This window comes from Ruthenibacterium lactatiformans, assembly GCF_000949455.1.
Classification (GTDB): Bacteria; Bacillota; Clostridia; order Oscillospirales; family Ruminococcaceae; genus Ruthenibacterium; species Ruthenibacterium lactatiformans.
This window is the reverse complement of the sequence record NZ_JXXK01000014.1, coordinates 85,762-98,398: the sequence shown is the minus strand read 5'-3', so window position 1 is coordinate 98,398 and position 12,637 is coordinate 85,762. Positions and strand designations below refer to the sequence as shown.

At 60.8% G+C, this 12,637-nt stretch carries 9 protein-coding genes; 7 read left to right on the top strand and 2 right to left on the bottom strand.

The annotated features are described in order from the left end of the window. Positions 1-667: NAD-dependent epimerase/dehydratase family protein (locus TQ39_RS10970; RefSeq protein ID WP_050005312.1), on the bottom strand; the 667-nt coding region annotated here is incomplete at its 3' end. 496 nt (positions 668-1,163) lie between these two features. Here TQ39_RS10970 and TQ39_RS10965 point away from each other — a divergent pair. The 7 genes from TQ39_RS10965 to TQ39_RS10935 all read left to right on the top strand — a co-directional run bounded on the left by TQ39_RS10965 (position 1,164) and on the right by TQ39_RS10935 (position 10,064). Next, the gene (locus TQ39_RS10965) at positions 1,164-2,141 is read left to right on the top strand and encodes an ABC transporter permease (protein WP_009323762.1); all 978 of its coding nucleotides are present in this window, start codon (positions 1,164-1,166) and stop codon (positions 2,139-2,141) included. 13 nt (positions 2,142-2,154) lie between these two features. After that, positions 2,155-3,054 carry a carbohydrate ABC transporter permease gene (locus TQ39_RS10960; RefSeq protein ID WP_009323764.1) on the top strand — a complete coding sequence of 300 codons (900 nt, stop codon included), beginning with the start codon at positions 2,155-2,157 and terminating at the stop codon, positions 3,052-3,054. Positions 3,055-3,105: 51 nt separating this feature from the next. Further along, positions 3,106-4,779 carry a type 2 periplasmic-binding domain-containing protein gene (locus TQ39_RS10955; RefSeq protein WP_050005538.1) on the top strand — a complete coding sequence of 558 codons (1,674 nt, stop codon included), beginning with the start codon at positions 3,106-3,108 and terminating at the stop codon, positions 4,777-4,779. A 94-nt stretch (positions 4,780-4,873) separates the two neighbouring features. After that, on the top strand, positions 4,874-6,448 hold the full coding sequence (locus tag TQ39_RS10950) for a hypothetical protein (protein WP_050005537.1): 1,575 nt from the start codon (positions 4,874-4,876) through the stop codon (positions 6,446-6,448). Further along, positions 6,445-7,452 carry a hydroxyacid dehydrogenase gene (locus TQ39_RS10945; RefSeq protein ID WP_050005536.1) on the top strand — a complete coding sequence of 336 codons (1,008 nt, stop codon included), beginning with the start codon at positions 6,445-6,447 and terminating at the stop codon, positions 7,450-7,452. The genes TQ39_RS10950 and TQ39_RS10945 overlap by 4 nt, the downstream gene beginning before the upstream one ends. A gap of 60 nt (positions 7,453-7,512) precedes the next feature. Next, entirely contained in the window at positions 7,513-8,787 is a 1,275-nt protein-coding gene (locus TQ39_RS10940; RefSeq protein WP_009323772.1) for a Gfo/Idh/MocA family protein, read from the top strand. 134 nt (positions 8,788-8,921) lie between these two features. Continuing rightward, entirely contained in the window at positions 8,922-10,064 is a 1,143-nt protein-coding gene (locus TQ39_RS10935) for a GNAT family N-acetyltransferase (protein ID WP_050005535.1), read from the top strand. 183 nt (positions 10,065-10,247) lie between these two features. Here TQ39_RS10935 and TQ39_RS10930 read toward each other — a convergent pair whose 3' ends face one another. Then, positions 10,248-12,563 (bottom strand): helix-turn-helix domain-containing protein, encoded by a 2,316-nt coding sequence (locus TQ39_RS10930; RefSeq protein ID WP_050005534.1) that lies wholly within the window; start codon positions 12,561-12,563, stop codon positions 10,248-10,250. Positions 12,564-12,637 lie beyond the last annotated feature (74 nt).

The window sequence follows — 12,637 nt, the reverse complement described above, 5'->3', positions numbered from 1 at the left end:
CGATGCTGATGGGTTTTCCCTCCAGGATGTTGTGGGCCATATCGTACAGCACGCCGTACCGCAGGTCCACCGCGTAGTTCAAACGGTAAACCGCCACCCGCGTGCCGTAGGTCTTTGCCGCGTACTCGAACATCCGCTCGCGCCCCTGGCAGGACATGCAGTACTCGCCCACCGGCTCCGTCCGCGTCTCCTCCGTGGCACCCCCGCTGTGCACACCCACCTTCGGGTACAGGTTCCCGCTGGAGAACACCACGATGCGGCTGTTTTGGTACCGCTCGGCCACCCGGCTGGGCAGCCAGGTGTTCATCGCCCAGGTGGCGTATTCATTGCCGTCCGTGCCGAACTTTTTGCCCGCCATGTAGATGACGTTCTCCGCGTCCGGCAGGCTGTCCAGCGCGCCGGGCGCCAGCAGGTCCGCGCTGATCATCTCCACCCCGTTCTCCCGCAGCAGCTCCACCACCAGCGGGTCGCTGAAGCGCGACACCGCGATGACTCGCTTTTCCACTCCCGCCGCCCGCAGCGCGTTCTTTGCCAGAACGCACAGCGTCGGCCCCATTTTTCCGCCCGCGCCCAGCACCAGGATGTCTCCCTCCAACCTTCCCAGCTCCACGCTCAGCGCCTCGCTCGGCGTCGTCAGCATTTTGTTCAGTCTTTCTTCCGTCCACATTTCCGTCGTTCCTCCTGTATTTGGAAAAGTCGTTTTCCGCGCAAGGCCGCCACAGCCGCCCGCACCGCCGGCGAAAGGACGCGGTGCGGGACCTGCTTTTATTATGCAGGACCGAGGCTGCGGCGTAAAGTGACATTTTTTAAGAATGCGGTTTCTATTTTACAGGCCGCCCGGAGCGGAGAAAAGTGTAATTTTTGAAAGCCGGTTTAAAAAATGATAGCGCGGCGTTTTGCCGCGCCTGCGCGGTATCTTTAATTTTGATTGCGGGGGCTTAATTTCTGGCAATTTACCCGGCCCCGGACGGATGATATGCTGAAAACAGAGCAAGGAACCGCGGCGGGAACACCACAGAACGCCGCGCCGAACGCCTCTCGGGCCGCGCCACAGCCCGGAGGCTGCCCCGCAGCTTATATATAAACCTAATATAAGAAAAGCGGGAACGGCCGCGCCGGCAAAGAGGCTGGGCGGCACAAGCAAAGGAGGAACGACCCAACTCATGGAGACTGAAGTAAAGACACGCCGGAAAATTCAGCTGCGGATGCCCGGGCGGCGGACGGCCACCGGTAAAAATGTAAACTGGATTTTGATGAAGCGCAATAAGGTGCTGTATCTTTTTATTCTGCCGGCATTTTTGTATTTCCTGATTTTTGCCTATGTACCGATGTACGGTGTGCAGATCGCTTTCAAGGATTTTGTCGCCAACAAGGGTTTTTTGGGCAGTGAATGGGCAGACCCGCTGTTCAAGCATTTCATTACGTTTTTCAGTTCGGTGAACTTCTGGGAGATTCTGCGGAATACGATCGGGCTTTCTCTGTATTATCTCGCCATCAGTTTCCCGATGCCCATTCTTCTGGCACTGATGATCAACGAGGTGAAGAATACCCGGTTCAAAAAGGCTGTGCAGAACATTACTTATATGCCATACTTTGTGTCCACCGTGGTGCTCGTCGGCATGATCAATCTGTTCTTTTCCTACAACGGTCTTGCCAACAATATCGGCGCGCTGTTTGGAGCGGAGCCGCAGATGTTCCTGATGAAAGATGCGCTGTTCAACGATTTGTATGTTTGGAGCGGCGTGTGGCAGGCCACGGGTTACGGCGCGGTCATCTACATCGCCGCGCTGGCGGGCGTTTCGCCGGACCTGCACGAGGCGGCCACCATCGACGGCGCTACACGGCTGCAGCGTATCATCCACATCAATCTGCCGGCCATTATGCCCACCATCGTCATCATGCTGATCATGGCCGTGGGCGGCATCATGAACCTTTCCTTTGAAAAGGTACTGCTCATGCAGACAGACAGCAACACTGCGGTGTCGGAGGTCATCTCCACTTATGTTTACAAGCTGGGCATTCAACGCGCCCAGTACAGCCTGTCGGCCGCCGTGGGCCTGTTCAACAATATCATCAACTTGATTTTGCTTGTGACGGTGAACAAAGTCTCCCGCAAGATCAGCGAAACATCTTTGTGGTAAGGAGGCGCCTGCAATGGTTATTAAAGAGACAAGAAGCGACAAGATATTCAATTTCATCAACTATTTCCTGCTTGCATGCGTGTTCCTGATCTGTCTGTATCCGTTGTGGTTCATCATCATCGCGTCTATCAGCAACCCGGATCTTGTCAACGGCGGCCAGGTATGGTTCTGGCCCAAGGATATTTCCTTTGACGGCTATAAGAGCCTGTTCGCCGACGACGGCGTGATGCGCGGTTATGTCAATACGCTGATTTATACCACAGGCGGGACGCTCATCAACCTTGCCGTTACGCTGCCCGCTGCTTACGCGCTTTCCCGCCGGGATTTTGTAGGCCGCAAGTTTTTCACGCTGATGTTCCTGTTCACGATGTTTTTCTCCGGCGGCCTGATTCCCACCTTCCTGACGGTGAAAAGCCTGGGGCTGTACAACAATCCATGGGTCATGGTCATTCTGGGCGCCACCAGCATGACGAACATCATCATCAGCCGGACCTTTTTTGAAACCAATATCCCAAACGAGCTGCGGGAGGCTGCCGAGATCGACGGTTGTTCCAATACGCGCTTCTTTTTCAGCATCGTGCTGCCGCTTTCCACGGCTATCATAGCCGTCATGGCGCTGTTCTTTGCGGTGACACACTGGAACGGTTATTTTACGGCGATGATCTACGTGCGCGACAAAGACTGGCAGCCGCTGCAGATCGTTATGCGCGAGATACTGATGCGCAGCGAATTTAACGCCCAGATGCTCCAGCAAGGCGGGGATACGGGCGTGCTGGCGGCGCAGGAACAGCGCATCGCCGAGCAGATCAAATATGCGCTCATCGTTGTGGCCTCGGTACCGGTCATGTGCATTTATCCGTTTGTGCAGAAGCATTTTGTCAAAGGTGTAACAGTGGGCGCGGTAAAGGGATGATTCCCTTGCCGCTCCGCACGTGATACAATTATTAAAACAGGAGGAAGCAATATGAAACTGAAAAAACTGGCATCCCTTGCAATGTCCGGCGTGCTGTGCGTCAGCATGCTGGCGGCCTGCGGCGGCGGTTCGTCGTCCAGCGCGGCCGTATCCGGTTCGGCGGCGTCCGGCTCCGCTTCGGCGGAGGGGACGGGCAACGTTACTCCCGTGGGTGAGTATCCAATTGTAAACGAGCCGATCACCTTTAAGATCATGGGTGCAAAAGACCCCGGCGCTCCGGACTGGAGCGAGTTGGAAGTATTCCAGCGCTTGTCCGAGATCACCAACATCAACTTTGAGTTTGAAGTGTCCGAGACCAGCACCTGGCCCGAACAGAAAAACATTGCGCTGGTGGGCGGCGAGTACGGCGACATCATCCTGCGCGATAAGAGTGCGACCGACGCCAATATGGCCGTTACCGACGAGGAGACCTACGGCCCGCAGGGGATTTTTCTGGACCTGACGGACCTCATCGACCAGTACGCGCCCAACATCAAGGCCATGATGGAAAAATATCCCGACGTCAAAGCGGCCATGACGAGCATGGACGGCAAGATCTACGGCCTGCCGTATGTGTTCCACACGGCCACCGTACAGGGCCACACTGCGTTTTTCAGTGAAGAATGGATGAAAAATGTGGGCGTTGATAAAGTGCCTGAGACCACCGATGAGCTGTACGATATGCTGGTCGCTTTTAAAGAACAGGACGCAAACGGCAACGGCGACCCCAGCGATGAGATCCCCTTCACCTGCGTGGGCCTCACCACCACCATCCGCGACCTGCTCATTCCGGCCTTTACGGGCCTGCCCGACGGCCTGAGCTTTAACCTGGACGACGAAGGCAAGGTCGTGTATGCCCCGGCCACCGAGGAGTACAAGGAATTCCTGAAATATGCCAACAAGCTGTACAGCGAAGGTCTGCTGGACCCCGAGTTCTCCACCCAGACGGCACAGCAGTGGCAGGCTAAGGTAAAGGCTGACCAGTGCGGCATTTACAGCGGCAGCCCCACCACGCTGGACCCCTCCACCACCGCGCAGCAGCTCAGCCTGCCGCCGCTCACCAGCGCCACCAATGACGAAAAGGTCGTCAAACAGCCGCTTTACATGTATCCGGGCCGTGCGTTCATCACCGACAAATGCTCCGACCCTGTGGCAGCCATCCGTCTGCTGGATATGTTCTATGCCACCGAGGAAGACGCAGTGGAAGGCTTCAGCGGCCTGACGACATTTGTGGGCTGGGAAGGCGAGCATTGGGAATACACCGATGATACCAAGACGGCCTATTCCTGGATCGACCCCATCACCGGCTTCAGTGATATCAACAAAACGGTGTCTGTGAACATGGAGCTGCCCGGCCTGCTGGAATTCAATGCGATGCCTGCCGGAAGCCCGCTGATGGAGATGAAGTGCGAGCAGGTTGCAGAGATGCAGGCTCCGTACTATAACATCAAGAATGCATATCCCCAGAACGCGCGCTTTACCGCCGAGGAATCCGAGCGCGGCAATGTCATTGAAAACGATCTGTATACGCAGGTGTTGATGATGACAACGAAATTTATCGTCGGTGATACCGACATTGAATCCGGCTGGGAGGACTATCTTGCTTCCCTCGAGAAGATCGGCCTTGCCGAGCTGACGGAGATCAAGGAAGCGGCTCTGGCCCGCTGGAACGAAGCCATCCAATAAGTTTTGTACGCACCCGGCCGGGGGGCTTCCCAAGGGGGAAACAGCCCCCCGGCCTTTTTTAAAGGCCAATGGCAAAGAAAGAGGGAAAACCACAATGATCCATACGGTGGAGACCGCGGCGCGCCTGCTGGAGCTGCCCGCAGCTACACTGCATGCGGGCGACGTGGCCCAGGTGCTGGGCCGCCTTGTACCCGGCGACGGCAGCTGGCTGTACCGCTGGGACCCCAACAGCACAGCCGGGCCAAACGGCGGCACGGTGCTTGCACCCGCGGGCATGCCCGCCGCGGGCCGCTGGCTTTTGTGTCACAGCGGAACGGTGGATGCGCGCTGCTTCGGCGTATTCGGCCCGGACGTCCCGGCAGACGACGCGCTGGACGCGCTGATGGCGGACGGGAGCGTAACGCGCATCGTATTCGGCACAGATGTGAATTTCACACGCCGCCACATGTTCACACGCGGGCACGTCACGCTGGATTTCACCGGCCACACAGTAACGGCACAGGGCGTGGAGCACGCAAAGCACAACGATCCCTTCGGCGCGCTGTTTCACTTTACGGGCGTGCCGGGGGATGACGTGCGTACTTTTCCGCTGGCGCAGCCCATGCGCGAGCTGTATGATGTGTTCGAGGTGCCCGGCGCGGGCGGCATCCCGCTGTATTCCTGGTGGCAGGTGAGCGTCAACAGCCTCGCGGGCCGTGAGGAAAAAGAGATCGACAAGCTGCTGTGCGTCACCGAGCGCATCGACGAAAGCCATGTGCGCGTTAACTATAAGATGGGATGGCCGCTGGACGCCGGGCGTGTGATGACCTGGCGGCGCGTTGAACCCATTGAGCGCGTCTGCGTGCAGGATATGGAATTCCGGGGCAACGAGGGCGGCGAGGAGACGGGCGCGCAGCCGTTGGCCTTTGAGTACGCGGTGCGGTGCGATGTGCGGGACGTGCGGGCGCGGCATACCTACTGGCCTGTGCTGCTGCGCCGCCACAACACCGAATACGTCACCGAACGGTGCAGTCTGGCCAATCCCATAGAGGTGGTGGTGGGCGGCACCGGATATCTGACGCAGCAGATCCACTGTCTGTACGGCAAGGTGCGGGATTGCACCACATCCAACGCGCGCCACCTGAACGATTTTACGGGCAGCGCATACTGCATGGTGGAGAACTGTCACGGCGACGGCGATTTTCACGGGGCCTACGTCACCCACGGTCAGTTCGAGCACGACCTTACCTATGTGGGCAATTCCGGCCTGCTCAGCTTCGCCAACAGCGGTCCCACCTGGGGCAGCAGTGCAAAGCGCATCACAGTGGTGCGGCACACGGGCTTCTGGGGCATCGGCTTCGCAAAGGTCAGCGATCTTACCCTGCAGGACGTCGCCGTCTGCCGCACAGGCGCCTACGACGGTGTGAATACGGAGGGCTACGGCCCCTGCGGCACGTTTCTGCTGAACGCGGACGGCCTGCAGATGCGCGGCTGCACGGCTGAAAAGCTGGTTTTGACCCAGCGCAGCCGTCGCGCAAAGCGGCCCGCGATCGTGGAGGGCTGCTGGTTCCGGGGCGGGATCGAAGTGGTGCGGACGGGCGAGGCAGCCGTCGCGCCCGGCACGCCGCTGATCCTGCGAGACAATCTGACGGGCCCCGGCGGCCCGCAGCAAGCGGAGGGAACAGAATGAACGACATCCATATTCTGGTTACGATGCCGCAGCATGCGGTATTCAGGACCTTTTTTGACGCCGACGCCATGGCTGCGCTGGAGCACATCGGCACGGTACACTGGAACACGCTGGGCCGCCAGTACACCCAGGACGAGCTGGGCGCGGCCGTACGCGGCATGGATATCTGCGTCACAGGCTGGGGAACCCCGGTCTTTGATGAAGCGGTGCTGGTGCAGGCGGACCGCCTGCGGCTCATTGCCCACACGGGAGGCTCCGTCAAGCCCTATGTGACGGACGCGGTGTATGGCCGGGGCATCCGTGTGGTGAGCGGCAACGAGGTGTTTGCGGAGTCCGTGGCCGAAAGCGTGGTGGCCTATGCGCTGGCCAGCCTGCGGCAGATCCCCTATCACTCTGTGAACCTGGCCGGCGGCATATGGCCGGAGAGCTTTGCGAACCGCGGCCTGCTGGACCGCAGCGTGGGCATTGTGGGCTACGGCATGATCGCCCGCTATGTGGTGGGCATGCTGGCGCCGTTCCACTGTCCCATCAAGGTGTTTTCCCGGCACATCGGCCAGGACGAGCTGGACCGCTGCCACATGGAAAAAGCCGAGCTGGAGGAACTGTTCGCCACCTGCGACATCATTTCCATCCACAGCGGCATGACGCCGGAAAACCACCATCTTGTCACGCGGGAGCTGCTGCAGAGCATGAAGCCCGGCGCGCTGCTTATCAATACGGCGCGGGGCGCAGTCATCGACGAGCCGGCGCTGTGCGAGGTGCTGGCCGCACGGCCGGACCTTTCCGCCGCGCTGGACGTGTACGAGACCGAGCCGCTGCCCGCGGGCCATCCGCTGGAAAAGCTGCCAAATGTGCTGCTGATGCCCCACATGGGAGGCCCCACGGTGGACCGCCGTCTGGCCGTCACCCGCAGCGTGACGCAGGATATCCGGCGCTTTCTGGCAGGGCAGCCCATGAGCTGCGAGATCAGCCGCAGTTATGCGGCGAAAATGTCGGCGTATTAAAGCGCGCCGCACGGGAAAGGCGGGCCGCCGTGCGCGCCCGCAGCAAGGGAGGAACAGGAAATGAAACAGAAACTGAAGCTGGCGCTGGTGGGCGCGGGAGAGCGCGGCCAATACTGCTATGCGCCTTACGCAAAAATGCACGGCTACGAAATTGAGTTCGTGGCGGTGGCGGACCCGCATAAGGGCCGCCGGGAAAAATTCGTCCAGGATTACCATGTGCCCGCCGAAGGCGTGTTCGAGACGGCGGAGCAGTTTTTCGCCCGGCCGCGCATGGCGGACGCGGTGCTCATCTGCACCCAGGACAGCCAGCACTATGCGTATGCCTGCCAGGCCATCGACCTGGGGTACAGCATCCTGCTGGAAAAGCCCATCTCGCCCAGTGTGCGCGAATGCCTGGACCTGCAGCGCCGCGCCGAGGAAAAGGGCACGCAGATCATGGTCTGCCATGTGATGCGCTATACCAAATTCTACCGCAAGCTCAAGGAGCTGATCGACTCCGGCGTCATCGGCGACGTGGTGCACGTCACCCATACCGAGAACGTGGCCTACTGGCACTACGCGCACAGCTATGTACGCGGCAACTGGCATAAGACGGCGGATTCCAGCCCCATGATCCTGGCAAAATGCTGCCACGATATGGATATCCTTTCCTGGCTGCTGGGCAGCCGGTGCAGAACGGTCTCCAGCTTTGGCGACCTGCGCTATTTCCGGGAGGAGAATGCCCCCGCGGGCAGCCCCGCCCGCTGCACCGACGGCTGCCCGCACAGCGGCTCCTGCCCATACTACGCGCCCGCGCTGTACCTGGACGACAATACGCCCTGGCCCACCGCGCTGACGGCCCTGGGGCCGGACCAGAGCTATGAGGCGCGCAAAAAGGCGCTGGAGGAAGGCCCCTACGGCAAGTGCGTGTTCCACAACGACAACGATGTGGTGGATCATCAGGTGGCCAGCCTCCTGTTTGAAAACGGCACCACCGTGGCGTTCACGATGTGCGCGTTTTCCGACGCATGCGACCGCACCGTCAAATTTATGGGCACCAGAGGCGAGATCCGCGCTTCCATGGACAACAACGTCATTGAGGTGACGCAGTTCGGCGCGGGCGTGCGAACGGGCACCACTGCGGTATACACCGTCAAGCCCGGCAGCACGGGCCACTCCGGCGGCGACGAGGGTATTATGGAAGAATTTGTCTCCATCCTGAAGGGCGAACGCGAGAATACGAACACCATCGCCCAGTCCGTCCACAGCCATGTGATGGCCTTTGCGGCGGAGGAATCCCGCCTGACAGGCCGCACCGTGGATGTGGCGGATTTTGAAAAAAGCGTGATGGCCTGATAACCAGGCTTTTTCCTGCGGCGCAGCAAAAAAGAAACGGCGCGGACGGGCTTTTCAGCCAAAGGTGTGGTATACTGGCTGAAGGGGCGTCCGCGCCCCTTTTGTAAAAGGAGAACAGGGAAGGGGTCGTTTGGATGGTTCATCTGGAACAGGCGCAGCCGGAGCAGCTGCAGGAGCTTTTGGCGTTTGCGGAGGAGGCGTTCCGCACGCCGGAGGGGAAGGTGGATTTCCCCACGCTGCTGCCCAAGCTGTACGGGCCGGGCGCCGACAGCGCGCCGCTGCATACGGTGCTGTATGAGGACGGCGCGCCCGCAGGGCTGTACTGCCTGAAGATACAGGATTTCAACATAGCTGGAACAGCCCTGCGCGTGGGAGGCATCGGCACGGTGTGCGTGGACGGACGCAGCCGGGGCAAAGGGCATCTGGCCCTGCTGATGCAGGACGCGCAGGAGCGTATGCAGGCGGCGGGCTGTGACATTGCCATGCTGGGCGGCCAGCGCCAGCGGTACGAGCGCTTCGGGTATGTACCCGCGGGCGCGCACTGGGAGTTTACGCTCACACCGCGCAACGTGCGGGATATCCGGACGGGCGGCGTGGCGCTGGCGCCTCTGGCGGAATACCCCAGCTGGCTGGAGAGCGCCCGGGCACTGCATGAAAAGCAGCCCGTAACGTGCGCCCGGGGCGGGGACGCCTCGTTCCTCACCGTGCTGCAAAGCTGGCGCGCCGAGCCATATGCGGTTTTGCAGGACGGCATGTTCGCGGGCTATTGCGCGCTGGCGGAGGGAAAACCGCCGCGGCTGCAGGAGCTGGTGCTGCCGGATGCGGCGCTGTTGCCGGCCTTTGCGGCGGCCCTGGCACAGCATACGGGAGCTGCCGGTGTACGTGTACAGCTTTACCCGTGGCAGCGGGCGGAGCTTGCCTATTTTGCCTCTGTGGCGGAACAGGGCGTTTGTGTGCCAAACCACAGCTACCGCGTTTTCCATTGGGCGGCTGCGGCCCGCGCCGCAATGGCGCTGCAGCGCGCTTATGACGATACGGCGATTTTAAATGAATTTATACTTGAAGTAGAAAATGAGGTGCGTCTGCGCTTCGGGCCGGGGGCAGAGGGGGTGCGCTCCGCGGAGCCGCAGGATGCGGCGCCGGACCTTGTGCTGCCGCCGCTGGACGCCGCGCGTCTGCTGTTCGGGCCGGACAGCCCGCTGGTGCCCGGCGCGCAGGCCGTTCCCGCCGGGCTGCTGCCGCTGCCGTTGGCCTTCCCCTGGGCGGACGGCATTTGAATGGGGCAGAAGAAAGCCGACTTTGCCTGCAAAAGCGGCCGCGGGACGTTTTCCGGCCGGGCCCTTGAGAAAAAACAGCCCGCTTTCCTCCGGATGTGCTATTCCGGAAGAAGGCGGGCTGTTTGCTTTTAGGGTTCTGCCTGACAAAGCGGCGGCTGCGGTGAAAGAAAGCGCTTTTGCGCTTCATTTGTGCTGCGCACGGTAATCGCCGGGCGTGGTGCCCTCGTACTTGCGGAACAGGCGGATGATGCCGATCTCGCCCGCGTAGCCCAGCCGTGCGGCAACCTCCCGCACCGGCAGGTCGGTGCCGGTCAGCAGCGCTTTGGCCTGGGCCAGCTTGCGTCTGGCGATGTAATCCTTGACATTTTCGTCCCGGTACTTTTTGAATACGTTGGAGATGTACTGCGGCGTCACGCCGAACGCTTCCGAAAGAACGGTAAGGTCGGGGAACTCCGATTCCGCGCAGTTGTCGATGTACGCCGCGATGCGCTCCACCAGCTTTTCCGTTTTGCTTTGGGCGCGGTTTTCATGGGCAGCGGCAAGCCGGGCGATATGCTCGGACAAGCGGCGGCGGGCGTAGTCGATGCTGGAGCTGTTCACCACCTGCTCCACGAGCTGTTCGTCAAAGTCCGCGCCGCCGCCCTGCGCCAGCGCGTCACTGTTGGCAAGGCGCTGCAGCGTGGCGGCAAGCTGGTACAGCAGGCTGCGCGCGGCAGCCGCGCTCACACGTTTTGTTTCAAAGTTTGCGGTAAAGATGCGGCCCAGCACCTCCTGCGCCTTGGCCGCGTCTCCGGCGCGCACATATTGCAGAAGCTGCTGTTCGGCCTCCAGCGGATAATAATAGTCCGAATGGGTAACGTCCAGAGCCGTGAACAGCACGGGCTCCGTGCCGCCTCCGGCCTGCAGGCGGCTGTACTCCAGCGCCTTTCGGGCCTCGTCGTAGCAAAGGGGAAGCTGCTCCAGCCCCTGCTCCATGGCCGAAACGCCTACAAAGATATCAAGCTCAAACTGCTGTGCGCAGAAGCGCGCCAGGGCGTCCCCCTGGCGGGATGCCGCCGCCAATGCGGCGGCATCATTCTCTCCTGAAGGCGGCGAAAGCAGGAATACGCCCTGTGCGCGGCCCAGGTCCAGATACTGGCAGGCCGCGTTTGCGCCGAACAGCTCGCACCCCACGTTCTGCAGCACGAGCCGGGCCACGGAAAGGTTATTTTCCAGCGGGATATTGGAATCCAGGAAAAAGGCGCTGTCCAGGTCCGCCTCGGCCAGTACGGCGATATATGCATCGCCGCCGAAACGCACGCCAAGGGCTTCCAGCTGGCTGCGCGCGCCGTCCCAGTCCAGCGTCTGCCCCAGCAGGAGCTGGAGCAGCAGGTCCCGCACTACGGCGGGGCGCTGGGCCTCGATGATGCGCTGCAGCTCGGTGCCTGAGCGCATCTGATTGAGCAGCGTGGACTTGATGACGGCGAATTCGTCGTCGCCCGCGCCGCCAGGCGCGCTTTGTAAAATCAGGTCGTTAATGTCCTTCACCGGGCGGTAGCTGCGCCGGGCGATGCGCCGCACCAGAAACAGCCCCAGCAGCAGGTATACGGCAAATACACCACCCAGGAAGCCGATGGTGGAAAGGTTGTCGGTAAAATAAAGATTGGCGGGCGACGTGATAAAGTAGGTCCAGCCCGTTTCCTCGGAGACATAGCGTGTGTAGGAGATATGGTCCGCGGTCACCAGGGCCTCCGCGCTGTTCAGCACTCCGGCGGGCAGGCCGGGCGCGTCCGGCGTTTGGTACACGGCCGCGCCTGTTTCATCCAGCACATAGACGCTGCCGCCCGTAGCGGACTGAAGAGACAGCGCATGCGCAAAGAATTTGTCGCTGTCCAGCAGGAGCATCACCTGTCCCGGCGGAGGCGCGCTGCTGCTGATGGGGATGGACTGGACGTAGGGAATGACGCGGATCACCGTGTCGGAATCGTACTGACGCAGCCCGCCCGCGGGAAGATAATCCTGAAAATGGTATTCCGCCAGCGTGCCTTCGCGCAGCGCCTGGGCTGTGAGATCGGTAAATTCGTAGATGATATCGAAAAACTTGTCCGCGCTCATCCGCACCGTGGAGGTGACGACCTCGTCGGTGCTGCGCACATAAAGAAAATAATCCAGCAGGAAATCCCGCGAAACGGCCATCCCGGCCATCTGGTCCATCGCGTCGTGCACGGAGGAAACAGACGGATGCTTCACAAGGAACTGCAGCCGGGAGTTGAACACCAGGCTGTTGCCCAGCTCCTCCACATAACGCAGGTTTTCCTCTACGTCGTTTTTCAGTGAGGTGAGCAGGGCCTGCTTATTGAGGGCCTCCTCCCGGCGCAGCTGCTGGGCGACCTCCGCTCCGAAAAACAGACAACTGCTCAGAGAGACGAGCAGAATAAGGGTATACGAAAGCAGGAAGAACGAGTATACGCGGCTCTTTTCCTTTTTGGCCCTGTGCGGCGCGGCTTTTTCTGTCGGCATCCCGGCGTTCCTCCTCCCGGCGTCAATGCGGAGTTCCCGCCGGGAAAAGCGGCGCAGCGCGCGGCTCCCGGCGG